At 46.2% G+C, this 16,898-nt stretch carries 13 protein-coding genes; 9 read left to right on the top strand and 4 right to left on the bottom strand.

Going from position 1 to position 16,898, the window contains the following annotated elements; all coding sequences use genetic code 11:
- Positions 1-64 precede the first annotated feature (64 nt).
- From WD077_06120 to pdeM, 5 genes are all read left to right on the top strand, one after another.
- Entirely contained in the window at positions 65-3,238 is a 3,174-nt protein-coding gene (locus tag WD077_06120; protein ID MEX0966794.1) for a T9SS type A sorting domain-containing protein, read from the top strand.
- A gap of 386 nt (positions 3,239-3,624) precedes the next feature.
- A complete protein-coding gene (locus WD077_06125) occupies positions 3,625-3,822 on the top strand; it encodes a DUF6435 family protein (GenBank protein ID MEX0966795.1) in 198 nt (65 codons plus the stop codon).
- A 189-nt stretch (positions 3,823-4,011) separates the two neighbouring features.
- The gene (locus WD077_06130; GenBank protein MEX0966796.1) at positions 4,012-4,296 is read left to right on the top strand and encodes a hypothetical protein; all 285 of its coding nucleotides are present in this window, start codon (positions 4,012-4,014) and stop codon (positions 4,294-4,296) included.
- A 91-nt stretch (positions 4,297-4,387) separates the two neighbouring features.
- A complete protein-coding gene (locus WD077_06135) occupies positions 4,388-6,838 on the top strand; it encodes a ligase-associated DNA damage response DEXH box helicase (GenBank protein ID MEX0966797.1) in 2,451 nt (816 codons plus the stop codon).
- 47 nt (positions 6,839-6,885) lie between these two features.
- Positions 6,886-7,575, top strand: a complete 690-nt coding sequence (gene pdeM / locus WD077_06140) for a ligase-associated DNA damage response endonuclease PdeM (protein MEX0966798.1) — start codon at positions 6,886-6,888, stop codon at positions 7,573-7,575.
- 8 nt (positions 7,576-7,583) lie between these two features.
- Here the strand turns inward: pdeM and WD077_06145 are convergent, their stop codons facing one another.
- The gene (locus WD077_06145) at positions 7,584-8,606 is read right to left on the bottom strand and encodes an isoaspartyl peptidase/L-asparaginase (GenBank protein MEX0966799.1); all 1,023 of its coding nucleotides are present in this window, start codon (positions 8,604-8,606) and stop codon (positions 7,584-7,586) included.
- A 44-nt stretch (positions 8,607-8,650) separates the two neighbouring features.
- On the opposite strand from WD077_06145, the gene WD077_06150 reads away from it, so the two are divergent.
- Positions 8,651-9,013 (top strand): carboxymuconolactone decarboxylase family protein, encoded by a 363-nt coding sequence (locus tag WD077_06150; protein ID MEX0966800.1) that lies wholly within the window; start codon positions 8,651-8,653, stop codon positions 9,011-9,013.
- A gap of 56 nt (positions 9,014-9,069) precedes the next feature.
- On the top strand, positions 9,070-11,847 hold the full coding sequence (gene polA, locus WD077_06155; GenBank protein MEX0966801.1) for a DNA polymerase I: 2,778 nt from the start codon (positions 9,070-9,072) through the stop codon (positions 11,845-11,847).
- A gap of 128 nt (positions 11,848-11,975) precedes the next feature.
- On the opposite strand, the gene WD077_06160 is transcribed toward polA, so the two are convergent.
- Positions 11,976-12,665, bottom strand: coding sequence for a T9SS type A sorting domain-containing protein (locus tag WD077_06160; GenBank protein ID MEX0966802.1), 690 nt, complete (start codon positions 12,663-12,665; stop codon positions 11,976-11,978).
- Positions 12,666-12,831: 166 nt separating this feature from the next.
- Here WD077_06160 and WD077_06165 point away from each other — a divergent pair, with 166 nt between their 5' ends.
- A complete protein-coding gene (locus WD077_06165; protein MEX0966803.1) occupies positions 12,832-13,761 on the top strand; it encodes an Omp28-related outer membrane protein in 930 nt (309 codons plus the stop codon).
- Between the two features lie 157 nt (positions 13,762-13,918).
- Here WD077_06165 and nadC read toward each other — a convergent pair whose 3' ends face one another.
- The gene (gene nadC, locus WD077_06170) at positions 13,919-14,794 is read right to left on the bottom strand and encodes a carboxylating nicotinate-nucleotide diphosphorylase (protein ID MEX0966804.1); all 876 of its coding nucleotides are present in this window, start codon (positions 14,792-14,794) and stop codon (positions 13,919-13,921) included.
- A gap of 29 nt (positions 14,795-14,823) precedes the next feature.
- Entirely contained in the window at positions 14,824-15,216 is a 393-nt protein-coding gene (locus tag WD077_06175; GenBank protein ID MEX0966805.1) for a DUF4783 domain-containing protein, read from the bottom strand.
- Between the two features lie 143 nt (positions 15,217-15,359).
- Between WD077_06175 and gpmI the strand changes: the two genes are divergently transcribed.
- Positions 15,360-16,898 (top strand): 2,3-bisphosphoglycerate-independent phosphoglycerate mutase, encoded by a 1,539-nt coding sequence (gene gpmI, locus WD077_06180; protein MEX0966806.1) that lies wholly within the window; start codon positions 15,360-15,362, stop codon positions 16,896-16,898.

Consider the following 16,898-nt stretch of genomic DNA (forward strand, 5'->3'; position numbering starts at 1 on the left):
CTCCTGGCATTGTGATCACCTGTGATTACGTACTTTTTAAAAAAATCATTAAAAATCAATCATCATGTCGAAATTTCTTACAATGCGAATAGCTTTGGTGTTAGCCTTAAGCTATTTCCCTCTTCAGGCGTTTGGGCAATGTCCCAATGATGTGATCAGGATGGCCCTGATCAATCCCTCCTCCGGTCCTAATATTGGCTTGGAGCCGCACGGTATATGGGCCGAATCAATGTTTTGCGGAACGAACTTTTCCTACTTCTATATTCTGCCAAATAGCTATCTGGATGTTTATGCAGATGGCACAGGCGCTGTACTTCACGGCTCAGCCAAAATTATCAGAGGCGGAAATTGCCTGAGCAATCCCAATGACACCTTTTATTTTCATTCCTCCTTTATGAGCGCTGATCAATTGGGATTAAACATCTCCGGAAAGGATAATCTTCCGCCAAATACACTTAATCCGGACTGGATCAATGACTGGTTGTTTTTTGTGGCCAATGATGATGACTCCTATTTGCATAATGGCACTGATACCATCTGGGCACCCCACTTTTTTGGTGCGAATCCCAGTGTGAATAAATTTGGATTGCAAATCGGGTATGGTGCCAATGGCAAAAACCTGGCTTTTGGAATGGCCTGGTGGTTAACCTATCACAACGGCACACGCACCGGCATGGCAGATTACGCTACCGAACTGGATACCGTTTGCGTTCCTCCTGCACCTAGTCTTGCACTTTGTCCTGATCAGGAAATCGTGAAGGGGCTGGCTACACAGGATGTGGCACAGATCACCTCCACTGTTTCTGGCGGAGTGCCTCCGTACCAATATTCATGGACCAATGCCCCAGACACAACCCCGGATATTGTAGTGTCTCCAAATTCAACTACAGTTTATACCCTGACTGTAACCGATGCCCTCAATCGCACTGATGTAGCTGCTCATACTGTAACTGTACATGATATTAGCGCAAGCAATGGAAAGGTGTATATGTGTAACAACAAGAAAAAGCCAAAAACCAAAAAAGTAAACCTCAGCTCCGTTTCGACCAAGCTAGGACAGGGATATACACTGGGCAGTTGCGGAACTTCAATTGACCTGGACGCAGGATCCTGCGGGGAAATCGTCCCTCCTACAGACTATGGCCCATGTGATTGCGATGGCCGCATAAAGGAACTGACGCTTGTATACAGCGGACCTGATAATGTAACTATTAACGTTTACAGCCTCCAGGGGCAAACTCCCACATCAGGGTCAGTATTTACGGGTGTGATGAATGGAGATACTATTATCACCAAATCATCAGATGCCGGATTATCCCGGTTTGGACCCAATACACGTTTTGAGATCGAAGGCTACTCCAGCCTTAATCAAGAAATCCATACTTCCTGCTCTCAGGAAATATTAGGCAAGCATTTCGGAGTATTCTATGTACTCGGACATGTAGATTTTAATAATAATAAATGCGGGACAACCTTTACGCCTCCGCCATCTTCACCTCCAACCGATCCACCTTCCTCATGCGATTGCGAAGGAAGAATAAAAGAACTGACGGTAGTTTATTCAGGTCCGGGCAATGTAGACATCAATGTTTTCAGCCTACAGGGACAAACCCCTACTGCTGCTACTTCTTTTACCAACGTACAGACGGGTGATACTCTGGTAGCGAAAAGCAGTGATGCGAATCTGGGCAGATTCGGACCCAATACGCGATTTGAAGTGGCAGGAAATTCTTCATTGAATCAAACCATTCATACTTCCTGCTCACAGGAAATTTTAGGATTCACCTTCGGATCCTTCTATGTAGCGGCTCATACTGACTACAACGATAATCAATGCGGAGTTCCCGGCCCTGATCCAGACCCGGATACGGCAAGCTGTCCGCAAGGCGTTACACGTTTGGAATTAATCAATCCCTCGCAGGGTGCGAATATTGGCCTTACTGCTCACGGCATTTGGGCTGCAGACCTGTTCTGTGATAATACGAATGTTACTTATTTCTACGTATTGCCGGAATCTTACCTTGACCTGAACCAGGATGGCTCCGGAGCAGTAATGTACGGATCCGCACGCGTAATCGCTGGAGATAACTGCCTGCCAGTGGCTGAGCAGGACGCAGTGTGGCAATTCCATGCAGAATTCTATGATCCGGCCGATTCCGGGCTTACCATTTCAGGTAAGGATAATTATCCCGGTGGTATGCCGGATACATCTGTTATTAATGACTGGATATTTTTGGTCGCTGATAATAGCGCATCCTATTTATATAAAGGAACCGACACTATTTATATGCCTCACTTTTTCGGGGTAAATCCAAGTGTCCAAAAGTTTGGTATGCAGATAGGAGAAAATGCCAATGGTAAAAATCTTAGCTATGGCATGGCCTGGTGGTTTACATACGTTAATGGTAGCCGGACAGGCGTTGGAGATTATTCTACAGAGCTGGACACTATTTGTGTGGGTGAGCCGATCCCTCCTGCCCCACCTGCCCCGCCAGCAGGCCCTTGCGACTGTGAAGGCAGGATGAAAGAAGTGCAGGTAGTTTACTCCGGCCCCAGTAACGTGACCATTTCTACGAAGAGCATGCAGGGCAACCGTAACGGCACAAATGCCACCGTATTCAATAATGTGCAGGATGGAGACACCTTAGTCGCTAAAAGCAGTGATGCAAGCCTGGACAGGTTCGGCCCTTTCCTCGACTTCTTTGTGTCTGGAAATTCTAATTTGGATCAGCGAATTCATACATCCTGCTCTCAGGATATTCTTGGCAATACTTACGGAGCATTTTACGTCCACGCGCATACTGACTATCAGAACAACCATTGCAATGCGACCTTGAATCCAATGATGGTACAGGATGAGCAGGATCAGATAGAAACCGGCCTGGCCAATGAGACCGATGGCGGACATCAACCGGCATTTGGAGAGATGACGAAAGACCTGGAAACACAGGCTGAAAAGGCAGATGGAAAAACAACTCATACCGCCAGCGGTCTGGAAGTATATCCTAATCCTTTTAACAATCAGGTTCAGATCTCATTTTATAATAAGAGCAATGAAGGGAACACGGTGCTGAAAGTAACAGACGCACTCGGAAAGGTGATCCTCCGGGAAGTCGTCTCCGGCAGCAACAATGCCTGGATACAACGGACAGTTGAGATCAATGGAAAAGCGGGACTTTACATTCTGAGTATTGAGAATGCTGAAGGATTGCAGACCAAACGCCTGATCAAGTTCTAATCGCCTGAACAGGTTATCTATACAGGAAAGGCCGTTCAGGCATTGACTGAACGGCCTTTCTAATTATACGGCCTGTAACCTATTATTGGCGCTCCGTTTTTACCTTTGCGCCTCAAATTTCCCGATTTAAAGGGGCGGCTCATTATTTTAACACCCAGTGAAGCCACGAGCGTACTCCTTCCAAATTCAAGCGCTTTGCAACCCCGTAATTAAATACCTGATGTCATTACTGTTTCGTTGTTTAAGAAAATTAATGCAGACCAGGGAATACCAAACTAAAACACTTAGTAAATCCGTTATAATTACCTAACACTTTTTACCTATTTTGCCGAACCAATTTTTCCGGCTTCTGTTTAATTAAATGTAACTAAAAAAAGCCATTTCTAATGTTCTCAATGTTTAAACCCGCTGATAAAACGCCTTTCGAGGCTCAATACATACAGTTAAAAATGGCTGCCCGGCAGGCACAGCAATCAGGAGATCTGCGTAAGTATGCTGACCTCGTGGCCGAAATCAATCGCACGCTCGTTCAAATGTTCCCAAGCCGCAAGAGCGAAACAGGAAAAAAGACTTTTCAGGCCTGACATTCTTTTGGGTCGACAAAACCGGGCGCATGAGTCTGCAAGTGGCCTGGCGACTTCTTGCTAAACGCTACCCTCATTTTTTCATAGCTCATTAGAACACTACGGACTAAAACCGGGTTTTTTTCGTGTCAATATGGCTAATTCGTTTTAATTTAGCCCACTGTTTTGAACAATAACATGTTATAAAAAATGAGCACCCATAGCGCTGAAGACGATGTTGTTTTCCCCGTTTACAGAAAGTATCCTCACAATCGCACCTTCTTTAAGGTTCTTTCTGAGGCTGAATTTGAGGAGCTGAGTATCGTTGGCGGAACCTTTACCCTGCAGAACTTCAAGGCCCGGATATTTTCAGTGCGGGTTTTTCTTCACGATCTCATCTATGACATGCAAAGCCATTGGGAGTCAATAGAAGAGGGTGAATACGAGGATATGAAAATGTTTTGTCTTGAGTATATGGAGGAAATGAAAGTCTGAGAAGTATTACCAACCAGAAAAACAGACAACAGAAGCGGAGCAGGAATCTCCGCTTTTTTTATGCCTTTTCAGAAATAACTCCTGCAATTTCTTGAATGCTTATCAAATAATCAAAAGCTGGTTTAGCAGCAAAGGCTGGAAATCTTTTCCATTCCAGGAAGAAGTTTGGCAGGCATATCTGCGGGGTGAAAACGGCCTCCTCAATGCCCCTACCGGCAGCGGAAAAACTTACGCACTTGGTGTCGCAGCAGTACTGGAATGGATGAGAAACTATCCTGATCATTACCAAAGCCAAACCAACAATGGGCTGCAACTCCTTTGGGTTACTCCGCTGAAGGCACTATCAAAAGACATCGAAAAGGCCCTCACAGAACTCGTAAATGAAACCGGAATATCCTGGAAGGTAGGAAAGCGGACGGGCGATACTTCATCAGGGGAGAGGGAGCGGCAGAAGCGGCAAATGCCGGAAATCCTGATCATCACCCCGGAAAGCCTGCACTTGCTCCTGGCTTCAAAAGGTTACCCTGCAATGTTCCGCAACCTGAGATTAGTAGTGGCGGATGAATGGCACGAATTGCTCGGAACAAAACGTGGCGTTCACACAGAACTCGCCCTTTCACGTTTGAAATCTGTGGCATCCAACCTTCGCATCTGGGGCATATCGGCAACCATCGGAAACCTGCAGGAAGCAACCGAAGTGCTGCTAGGCGAGGACATGCATGCTAAACCTTTTCGTATTGTGCGGGCCAACATTGAGAAGAGGGTGAAGATTGAAACGTTGCTGCCTGACGAAGTGGAGCGGTTTCCCTGGGCCGGCCACCTCGGAATTAAAATGCTGGACAAGGTGATCCCTATCATTCGCGACAGCAAAACCACCCTGATTTTTACCAATACAAGATCGCAATGCGAAATATGGTACCAGCGGCTACTGGAGGCTTACCCCGAACTGGCCGGAGTGCTGGCCATTCACCACGGCTCCATTAGTAGCGAAACGCGCACCTGGGTGGAAGAGGCGCTTCACCAAGGTATTTTAAAGGCGGTGGTCTGCACCTCCAGCCTCGATCTGGGTGTAGATTTCCACCCGGTTGACACAGTGGTGCAGGTGGGAAGCCCGAAGAGTGTAGGGCGCTTTTTGCAGCGTGCAGGGCGAAGCGGCCACCAGCCGGGCGCAGTAAGTGTGATTTATTTTGCCCCTACCAGTTCACTCGAATTAATAGAAGGCGCAGCCCTCCGCACGGCTGCCGATACGCGGCATGTGGAAGACCGCATACCGGTGCTTAAACCCATGGATGTGCTTTGCCAATATCTGGTTACCCTCGCTGTTTCTGAAGGTTTTGAACCGGCAAAAATTTTAAGTGAGATCAGAAAAACTTTTTCCTACGGGATGCTGCGCGAAGATGAATGGCAATGGGCGCTACAGTTCATCACTTCCGGAGGCGCCACCTTGCAGCAATACGAGGAGTATTCTAAAGTAGAAGTGGAAAATGGACGCTATCTGGTAAACAGCCGGAAGACTGCCTTGCGGCACCGCCTCTCCATCGGCACCATCGTGAGCGAAGCCAGTATGAGAATAAAATTCCTCAGGGGCAGCAGCATCGGTAGTATAGAAGAATCATTTATTGCACGAATGAAACCGGGAGATGTATTCGTGTTTGCAGGCCGGGTGCTGGAACTGATCCATATCAAGGGAATGATCGCGTACGTAAAAAGAAGCAAGAAAAAAACAGGTATTATTCCGCGCTGGGATGGTGGTCGAATGCCGCTTTCATCCCAGCTTTCAGAAATGTACCGTGATAAACTGGATGAATATCTTGAAAAAAAGATCAATGCCGTTGAAGTTGAAAAAATGGTCCCGTTGCTGGATTTGCAATTCAAGCGTTCGGGAATTCCCCACAAGGATGAGTTCATGATCGAAGTGTTGGAAACAACGGAAGGATACCACGCCTTTTTTTATCCTTTTGAAGGACGCCTTGTACACGAGGGGCTGGCCGCACTTTTCGCTTTTCGAATCAGTCAGATCATGCCCATCAGCTTCAGCATAGCGATGAATGATTACGGTTTTGAGCTATTGGCAGATAAACCCATTCCGCTGGAAGAAGCCATTAAGCAGGGGTTGTTTGATACCCATCGGTTGGTGGATGATATCCAGCAAAGCGTGAACTCAACTGAAATGGCGAGGCGTAAATTTCGTGAAATTGCCGCCATTGCCGGTCTGGTATTCTCAGGATATCCGGGCAGGAATAAAAGCAACAAGCATCTCCAGGCCTCTTCGGGATTGCTCTTCGATGTATTTAGCGAATATGATCGTAACAACCTCCTCATTCTTCAGGCTTATGAAGAGGTGCTTACTTTTCAACTGGAAGAAGGACGTATGCGAAAAGCGCTGGAACGCATCCGGCAGCAAAAGCTCCTCATCACCCACCCCTCACGGCCCACACCTTTCGCCTTCCCCATTTTGGTGGATCGTCTCCGTGAGAAAATTTCCTCGGAGAAGCTTGAGGATCGCATTAAGCGCATGCAGATCCTGTACGATGAAGCCTGAACAGGGCTCGCCTTAATTTACCTTTGCATCCTATAAACAGCCCTTTTTTGCATTCCAAAATATTTAAGTTAAAAAACCAAACACTTCGCTTACTGCCGGAAAAAGCACTCTATTGGCAGGAGCAGAAGTTGCTGTTGCTGGCTGATGTACATCTGGGCAAAGCTGGCCACTTTCGCAAAGCCGGCATTCCTGTTTCGAGTGATATACACTGGGCCGACCTCTATCGGTTGACCTTGCTGATGAAACGATGGAAACCTGAGCGGGTTATTTTCCTTGGCGATCTTTTCCATAGTGATAAGAACCAGGAGTGGGAAATTTTTCGTGAATGGTTACTTGAATGGCCACAAACAGAATTCATATTGGTGAAGGGCAACCATGAATTCCTACCGGATGCTGATTACTCTGCTGCCCATCTCCAGATCGTTTCTCAACTCGAAATGCAGCCGTTTTTATTTGTGCACCAACCGCCACCGGAAGCTGATGAGGCCGGACGATATGCCCTATCAGGGCACATCCATCCTGGCGTGAAGCTGTGGGGTGCAGGTCGTCAGTCGCTACGGTTGCCCTGCTTTTACTTTCACCGGCACTACGCCATCCTTCCCGCCTTCGGACATTTTACAGGACTCGCGCTGGTAAAGCCAATTGAAGCTCAGGCCATTTTTGCGATCGCAGATGAAGAGGTAATTGATTTGAGCCGGAAAGCGAGCGAAAAAGAAAGTTCTATACGAGATCTTTGAACGATATTTTAATCCTCAAAAATTCTAACGACAGGTTTTTCTCCTTCTTTTAGATAACCTCTGAACATGCCGGAGGTATTGAAAACCATAGCTACGTTTCCGCGTCTGTCCAGGCCGATGACGCCACCCTTGCCTCCCATTTCAGAGAGCTTCTTCACAACCTGCTTAGCCGCAGATTCCAGGCTTTCCTGACGGTATTTCATTATTGCTGTAATGTCGTATGCCACTGCCAGGCGTATGAAATATTCGCCATGGCCTGTGCATGAAATCCCGGCTGTGCTGTTATCAGCATAAGTACCGGCCCCGATTACGGGCGAATCGCCAATCCGGCCAAAGCGCTTATTCGTCATACCACCTGTAGAAGTACCTGCCGCAATATTTCCATCTCTATCCAAAGCCACACATCCTACAGTTCCCATCTTCTCAAATTCCATCGGGATGAGTGATCCTTCATCCAATTGCTGCTGACCCTCTCTGTCCTTTATTCTTTCCAGTTCCTCGTAGCGTTCTTCATTATAGAAATACTCCGGATCCACCAATTCAAGCCCATGTTGATCTGCGAATTTTTCGGCTCCTTCTCCAGCCATCATTACATGTGGGCTTTTTTCCATGACCGCTCTTGCAGCCTTTATTGGATTCTTAACGGTGGTAACGCCTGCCACCGCACCCGCCATCAGATCCTTTCCGTACATTATGGAAGCGTCCAACTCATTCTTGCCCTCGTTAGTCATAACAGCACCTTTGCCTGCATTAAAAAGAGGAGAATTTTCCAGCATCGTGATGACTGCTTCCACCGCATCCAGGCTCCCTCTTTTTTCAAGTGTTTCATAACCTACTATTAGCGCTTCTCTCAGTACAGCCTCGTATTGTTTTCTCTTTTCAGGCGATATGTTATCCGGATTCATATTGCCTGCACCCCCGTGGATCACAATGGCAATAGGCTGACGTTTTGTTTCAGCCGAACGCTCCTGAGGTGCGGCCCCTTCTTTTTGAATTAGCATCAAAACGAAAATCAAAAGAAACTTTTTCATTTTTATCAAATTAAGTATTAAAATTTTACCAAAATACCAGAAAAATGTCAGGAGAAAAAGTAAAAGAATTTCAGGCTTACCGGGATCGCCAGAATGAGCGGCTGCTGGGGCAAAACAACCTGGTGATAAACAGACTGTTCAACCTTGATAGCCGCGTGTATGAAGATGGCGCCCTGAATAAATCCACAAAAGAGCTAATGGGGCTGGTCGCTTCGCTTGTTCTTCGTTGCGATGATTGTGTGAACTATCATTTATTGCAGTGCCATGATCTGGAAATTTCAGACGATCAGCTCTTCGAGTCCTTTTCAATAGCGCTCATGGTGGGTGGCTCCATTACCATTCCACACCTAAGGCGTGCCACTGAATTTTGGGACAACCTGAAAATTCCGGAGGATGAGAAGGAATAGTTCTTTCCGTACCTTTTCCGGCTCAAATTAAGCTCAAAAATGAACCTATTTTCGTAATGGCAAGAGATAAGAAACTATTCCTGTTGGATGCGATGGCGCTGATTTACCGTGCCCACTTCGCACTCATCCGTAATCCCATCCGCAACTCCAAAGGTGTAAATACTTCAGCAGTGTATGGCTTTACCAATACCCTTCTCGAAGTGCTGGAAAAAGAACGTCCAAGCCATATTGCCGTGGTCTTCGATCCACCTGTGCCCACATTTCGCCACGAAGAATTTGAAGCATATAAATCGCAAAGGCAGGAGATGCCAGAAGATATTGGTGCAGCCATCCCAATCGTGAAAAAGCTGTTAAAGGCATTTCGTATTCCCTGCATGGAGAAGAATGGTTTTGAGGCAGATGACGTGATTGGCACACTCGCCAAGCAGGCTCCGGCCCACGGCTTTGAAGTATTTATGATGACTCCTGATAAAGATTACGGGCAACTTGTGGAGGAGCATATATATATGTACAAGCCCAGCTATATGCAGAATCCCAGAGAGATCCTTGACGAAAAAGCGATTCTCAAAAAATGGGGTATTGCCAGGGTAGATCAGGTAGTGGACATCCTCGGCCTTATGGGAGATAGCAGCGACAACATACCGGGTGTGCCGGGCATAGGGCCCAAAACTGCCGCCAAACTGATTGCGGAGTTCGAGACTATCGAAAATCTGCTGGATAACACAGATAAGCTGAAAGGCAAGGTGAAGGAGCAGATTGAAATGAACAAGGAACAAGCGCTGCTCTCCAAGCGCCTTGCAACTATTATCACCAATGTGCCGGTGGAATTTGATGAAAAAGATCTGGAACTGGAAAAACCGGATGAGGAGGCGCTCGCGGTATTGTTTGCCGAGCTTGAATTCCGAACGATCAGCAAGAGGGTGCTGGGCCAGGAATTCCGCATAAAAGACGTGAAGACTTCTGCTCAGCCTGATCTGTTTAACCAGGAGGGCGGACCGGTGAAGGAAGCCGGGCCGTTGCAAACCTTTAAGGACAAAGAGTGCAGCTATGAACTTGTGAATACTGACGTCAAAATGCAGGCGCTGGCAGCGATGCTGAAGAAAACTGAATCGTTTTGTTTTGATACGGAAACATCAGGTTTGGATCCACTCCAGAGTGAGATCGTAGGGTTTTCCTTTTCCATAAAACCAGGGCATGCGTATTATATCCCCACCCAGGCAGACGAGGACGAGACGAAAAGGATCCTCTCGTTTTTCAAAGATGTATTTGAAGACAGCGCAATCGGCAAAACCGGTCAGAACATCAAGTTTGATATTCTGGTGCTGAAGCAATACGGCATCCATGTGAGGGGAAAGCTTTTCGATACGGTGCTGGCTCATTACCTCCTGGAGCCCGACCTGCGCCACAATATGGATATGCTTTCGCAAACCTACCTGGGTTATTCTCCCATCTCTATTGAAACGCTGATTGGCAAACGCGGAAAGCAACAAAAAAGCATGCGCGATCTCATCCCCGAAGATATTGTGGATTATGCCTGCGAAGATGCCGATGTAACGCTCCAGCTTCAGCGCGTTTTTGAACCGCTGCTCAGCGAAATGAAAGTGGATAAGCTGTTTTATGAAGTAGAGAATCCGCTCATTTATGTATTGGCCGAGATGGAAAACAAAGGCGTCCGGGTGGATAAAGGAGCGCTAAACGAATATTCGAAAGAACTGAATACTGACCTGGTCCGGTTGGAGAAGGAAATTTTCGAGCTGGCAGGAATGCAGTTCAATATCAGTTCGCCAAAGCAATTGGGTGAGGTGCTGTTTGACCATCTGAAGCTTGATCCAAAAGCAAAGCGAACTTCCAAAACCAAGCAGTACAGCACGAGTGAGGATGTGCTAGCCAGGCTTGCCGCCAACCATGAAGTGGCAGCAAAACTCCTCGATTTCCGTTCTATTCAAAAACTGAAGTCAACTTATGTAGATGCGTTGCCCCTTATGATAAATCCTAAAACCGGGCGGGTGCATACAAGTTATAATCAGGCTGTAGCAGCTACCGGCAGGCTCAGTTCTACCAATCCAAACCTGCAAAATATTCCTATCCGTACGGAGAAAGGGCGCGAGATCCGGAAAGCATTCATTCCTGCTGATGATGATCACACGATCCTATCGGCAGATTACTCCCAGATAGAATTGCGGCTTGTAGCAGAAATAAGTAATGATACCGGCATGCTTGAAGCCTTCAAAGAGGGTATTGATATTCATACAGCAACCTCGGCAAAAATTTTTGGGGTCTCTCTTGCCGAAGTAACTGGGGAAATGAGGCGTAAGGCTAAAATGGTCAATTTCGGGATCATCTACGGAATTTCGGCTTTTGGCCTGGCTCAGCGGTTAAATATAGCGCGGAGTGAAGCCTCAGAGATCATCCGGCAATATTTTGCTCAGTATCCCAATATAAAAAAATACATGGACGACCGGATCACTATGGCGCGTAAACATGGCTATGTGGAAACGCTCATGGGTCGAAGACGCTATCTGCGCGACATAAACAGCAGCAACCACACCGTACGCGGATATGCTGAACGAAACGCCATCAATGCGCCCATACAGGGAACGGCTGCGGATATGATCAAAGTTGCGATGGTGAATATTCACGAAGCTTTCCTGCGCGAAAATATCCGCAGCCACATGATCCTTCAGGTGCATGACGAACTGATCTTCGATGCGCTCAAAACTGAAGTGGAGCAGGTGAAGAGAATTGTGGAGGATAAAATGCGGAATGCATTGAAGCTTGAAGTACCGATTGTTGTAGAAATCGGTGCCGGGGAAAATTGGCTGCTCGCACATTAAGAGAAGCACAATAGCCCAGGTGCTGTGGCAACGCTCCTTCCCTTCCAATAAGGTGGGTGCCATAAAAAAAGCGCCATAAAAATAAGGCGCCTTTTCTACTTAAGTTATTACTTCCGTTCAGCAGTTAGTTATTCCTTTGTCAAAGTTTTCGTTACTACTTTCCCTTCTGCTGATCTGTAAGTAAGGATATACATTCCTTTAGGAAGATCAAAAAATGAGATGTTCAATGTTGATTGATTGTTGACCTGATAAGTTCCCACATTGTTTCCCAGAATATTAAAGATTTCAACTGTATGATCTCCTTTGACGGGGAAGTCAATGGTCAGCTTTTCCTTCACAGGATTAGGATAGAAGTTAAATTTAGCTTGCGGATTTTCATTTAGCCCAACCCGCCATCCGGTGGCGAAGTATGTAGCAAACTGCCCGTTTGCACTGTCTCCAACAGCAAAAAGAAATACTCTTACTTCAGACTCTCCGGAAACTGAATTGGGAATGAAATGCACATCCATAATGGAAGTATCTCCGGCTCCAAGTACAAATTCTGCAGAACTGACGTGAGGCAGGTAGCACTGTATCTTATCACAAATCTGGGATTCCCAGCCGTTCTCCAGGCCCTCATCGAATCTATACCACCGAAAAGTCTGCGTTTGGGAGGTGGTATTAACCATCTGGTTGTAGCCCACTATTTCCGCCTCTCCTGAAGAAGCCGTAACAGATACAGAATCCTTAATGAACTTGAAGGTCTGGGCCTGTACGAGGCCAACACCTCCTATTAAAAACAATGCACATAGTATCAAGGTGTAAAATCTTATTTTCATATACAGTCTTATTTCGAGGTTTTAATCAAACGGTAAATCTAACAAGAATACATCTAACATCGTTCCTTTACCTCTGTTTTTATAATTAAGGACAAAATAAGTTCCTTTGTTCAAAATACTGAGCTGGTTTTTTATTAAATTGCGCCAAACTTAAAAAATAGGTCAAATGAAAAAAATTTATCTTCTCTTATTGGTCATCGGAGTTGCTTTTGGCTCCTGTAAAAAGGATTCCAATGATGATCCAAAAAACAAGGATCCTGAAAAAGATCCCATTGCAGGTTGTATGGATGAGATGGCTCAGAACTACAATGCAGAAGCCACCGAGGATGATGGCAATTGCGAGTATCTGGCTGCTACTACCAGTGAAAAGCGGAAAGTAGTGTTGGAAGATTTTACGGGCGTTAAGTGTCAATGGTGTCCAGATGGGCATAGAAGAGCTCTGGAGCTTCAGGCCAGCTATCCTGATGATGTCATTCTCCTGGCGGTACATGCCAAAGCTTATGGAACCCCTTATGGTTCTGATCCTAATTTAGTTACAAGCTATGCTGATGCGCTTGTCCTTCAGTCCAGGGTAGCAGGGTATCCCGCAGGCACTGTAAACCGCTACCAGTTTAACGCATCTAAAGGGGCTGCTCCTTATTTTGCTCAGAACGATAATGGTCTTGCCTTGAGCAGAGGTGGGTGGAAGCCGGCAGGCCAGTATGTCCTTGATCTTTCTTCTCCGGTAAATGTGGCTGTAAAATCAGAATACGATGAAGCTTCAAAGACTGCCACCATTACCACGGAGCTATATTACACCGAATCCGTTGGTTCTACCAATAAGCTCAATGTAGCCATCACCGAAAGCGGAATTATGACTAAACAAGCTGAAGCCGGTAAAGGAATCGTAGATTATCAGCAAGATAATGTATTACGCGAACTGGTTACGGGCCAATGGGGTGAGGATATTTCTGAGACCGAAGCCGGAACACGCATCCAGAGAACCCATACTTACACTGTTCAAAGTGAACAAGTACTGGAAAATCTTGAAGTTGTGGTTTTTGTAGCTGAAGGCCAGGAAAATATTTACACTGGTGCCCGCACATCACTGAAGTAAAATAATTGCATTCATAAATGCTAAAAGGCAATTCCGGTTGGGATTGCCTTTTTTTATGGGCGGTTGTTTATAGCGCTACTATCCTGGCAGGTTTAGCTAAGCACTTTTTATGAATCCGTTTGAATACTGCTCCCTATAAAGGGTGACTGGCCTTATCTCAAACAAACGAAACCTTCAGACTTAAATCCAGCGGCATAGCTGAGTGGGTGATGGCACCGGAAGAAATATAGTTCACTCCGGTCTGAGCATATTGAGCCAGATTTGTGTCATTGATTCCACCGGAAGCTTCGGTTTCGCATTTGCCGGAAATAAGGGTTAATGCCTCCTGTATCAAATCAGGTGAGAAGTTGTCCAGCATAATTCGTTGTACCGGTCCATGTTTCAGCACTTCCTGCACCTCTTCAAGGCTTCGTGTCTCCACTTCAATTGCCAGGTTTAATCCATGACGCTGCAGATAGCTTTTTGCCATTGCAATTGCATTTCCAATTCCTCCTGCGGCATCAATATGATTATCCTTGATCATGATCATATCATATAATCCGAAACGGTGATTTTCTCCTCCTCCAATCGCCACCGCCCACTTTTCGAGAAAGCGAATTCCAGGAGTGGTTTTGCGTGTATCAAGCAGTCGTGTTCCAGTTCCTTTCAGCCGCTGAACCATCTGGTGCGTTTTGGTAGCAATCCCGCTCATTCGTTGCATGCAGTTCAGCACTATTCGCTCTGATTTCAGAATGGATCGCAGGCTGCCTTTTACTGTAAATGCTACATCACCATTTCTAACGGAAGCACCGTCATTCAGGAACGCTTCCAACTCCAGGGACTGATCAGCAAAATAAAAAATACGTCTCGCCATCTCCACACCGGCCAATATTCCCTGATCCTTTACAAGCAGTTTGGCCTGGCCATGCTTATCAGCCGGAATGCAAGCCTCGGAAGTGTGATCTGCTTCTTGTATATCTTCCAGAAAAGCGTTTTGAATAAAGAGAATAAAATGCCGCTCTATTTCCTGAAAAAGTGCAGGATTGCTACCCACCAAAACCTTGAATGTATTAATGATTGGAATTACTCCTTCTCGAAACGGAGTTGCTGAATGAAGAGAGAACCGTTTATCTCCTTTATGAAAAAGTAAGTTCGGAAAGCACCATTGTTTGTTACAAGGTTTCCGATAGCATATTTACAGCCTTTGGCAGAAGATCCGGTGTGTATAATTTTAAAGGAAGTCGGCTGATGATTGGAGAAAAAATCCTTGAGAATCATCTCAGCCTGTGTTTTACTGTATACATTCTCATCTGTGAGAATAGTGAGTTCCACACTGGAATTGAAAAGCCGGGAGACCTCCCTGGAGTTTCCGGTTCGTATAGCCGAGGTTATGTCTTCCAGGATATCCGCTTGGGCGGTAGCCACAAATGGGAAGCTCGTGATGAGAATAAAAAGATAAATGTTGAATTGCTTCATGCAGTCCTGGATTTGATTTCTGAGTTTAACGAAAATTATGCCATGAGACCATAAAGATATTGTCCCGTATATTTTGAATATTGCCCCACTTGTGAAGTCACAGCCCCTAAAGATTAAGTTCCCCTGCTTTCTATCTTTGCCCCATGCAAAAACCGCAGAAAACCGCGCTCATCATTCTTGATGGTTGGGGACATGGACCGGACAATCCAAAAATCAATGCAATTCGCAAAGCCCATACCCCCTTTGTTGACAGCCTGTATCTCAACTATCCCCATGCAGAGCTAAAGACCTATGGAGAAAGTGCCGGACTTCCTGCCGGGCAAATGGGTAATTCCGAGGTAGGACATCTCAATATTGGTGCAGGTCGCATAGTTCACCAGCAATTGGTACGCATTAATATGGCATTTCGCAAGGATGAGGTTTATCATAACCCGGTGGTCACCAAAGCCTTTCAAGATGCTCTGCAACAAAAGAAAAAAGTTCACTTAATTGGATTGGTTTCCGCTGGAGGCGTCCACAGCCATATAAACCATCTTATTGCCCTCTGTGAATTAGCGCACCGGGCAGGCCTGCGGGATGTCTTTATCCATGCATTTACCGATGGCCGCGATACGGGCACACATGAAGCCCTGGAGCATCTGCAGAAAATTCAGGAGGAATGCCGGAAGACCACCGGGCAAATCGCCTCCGTAACCGGGCGCTACTATGCAATGGACAGAGACAAACGCTGGGAAAGGACCAAACTTGCCTATGATATGATGGTACATGGAAAGGGACAATCTTTTACTGATCCGATAGAAGCAATCAGGGAATCTTATGATCAAGGCATTACGGATGAGTTCATCAAACCAGTGGTGATCGTGAAAGAGGATGGAAGCCCTGTTGCAACAATTTCCGATGGTGATGTTGTCATCAACTTCAACTTCAGGACTGACAGGGGGCGGCAAATTAGCGAGGCGCTGACGCAGCGGGACTTTCCTGAGCACAATATGCAGAAGCTAAACCTGCATTATCTCACCTTTACAGAATATGACGCTACCTTCAAAAATGTGGAGGTGATTTTTGAAAACAAAAATATTGAAAACACCCTGGGAGAAGTCCTGGAGAAAGCAGGAAAGACCCAAATGAGGATAGCTGAAACTGAAAAATATCCGCATGTCACCTTCTTCTTTTCGGGCGGCCGGGAGGATGAATTTGAAGGGGAATTCCGCAGAATGATCCCCTCCACTAAAGTGGCCACCTATGATCTGCAACCGGAAATGAATGCTGAAGAAGTCACCCGCCAGGCCATTGAAAGCATTGAGCAGAAGGCTCCTGACTTTGTGTGTCTCAATTTTGCGAACCCTGATATGGTGGGACATACGGGCGTTTTTGATGCTGTGGTTAAAGCACTGGAAACGATTGACGATTGCCTCAAAAAGGTAGTGAGCGCCTGCATAAAAAATGACTATGCCGTAATCGTAACTGCAGACCACGGAAACGCGGATTTCCTGGTAAATGAGGATGGTACTTCAAACACCGCCCACACAAAAAACCCGGTGCCTGTTTTTCTTATTAACTATAAAGGAGAAGCCCGCCTCAGGGATGGCATTCTTGCGGACCTGGCGCCCACCGTGCTGGAAATAATGCAGATCTCTCAGCCCAATGAAATGACCGGAAAGAGCCTGCTGACCAAAAATTAA

It is taken from the genome of Bacteroidia bacterium (assembly GCA_040880525.1).
GTDB lineage: Bacteria > Bacteroidota > Bacteroidia > CAILMK01 > JBBDIG01 > JBBDIG01.

Coding starts and splice junctions, on each gene's coding strand:
- WD077_06125 (MEX0966795.1), top strand. CDS start 3,625: ATGTTCTCAATGTTTAAACCCGCTGATAAAACGCCTTTCGAGGCTCAA.
- WD077_06160 (MEX0966802.1), bottom strand. CDS start 12,665: ATGAAAATAAGATTTTACACCTTGATACTATGTGCATTGTTTTTAATA.
- WD077_06175 (MEX0966805.1), bottom strand. CDS start 15,216: ATGAAGCAATTCAACATTTATCTTTTTATTCTCATCACGAGCTTCCCA.
- WD077_06120 (MEX0966794.1), top strand. CDS start 65: ATGTCGAAATTTCTTACAATGCGAATAGCTTTGGTGTTAGCCTTAAGC.
- polA (MEX0966801.1), top strand. CDS start 9,070: ATGGCAAGAGATAAGAAACTATTCCTGTTGGATGCGATGGCGCTGATT.
- WD077_06150 (MEX0966800.1), top strand. CDS start 8,651: ATGTCAGGAGAAAAAGTAAAAGAATTTCAGGCTTACCGGGATCGCCAG.
- WD077_06165 (MEX0966803.1), top strand. CDS start 12,832: ATGAAAAAAATTTATCTTCTCTTATTGGTCATCGGAGTTGCTTTTGGC.
- gpmI (MEX0966806.1), top strand. CDS start 15,360: ATGCAAAAACCGCAGAAAACCGCGCTCATCATTCTTGATGGTTGGGGA.
- WD077_06145 (MEX0966799.1), bottom strand. CDS start 8,606: ATGAAAAAGTTTCTTTTGATTTTCGTTTTGATGCTAATTCAAAAAGAA.
- WD077_06130 (MEX0966796.1), top strand. CDS start 4,012: ATGAGCACCCATAGCGCTGAAGACGATGTTGTTTTCCCCGTTTACAGA.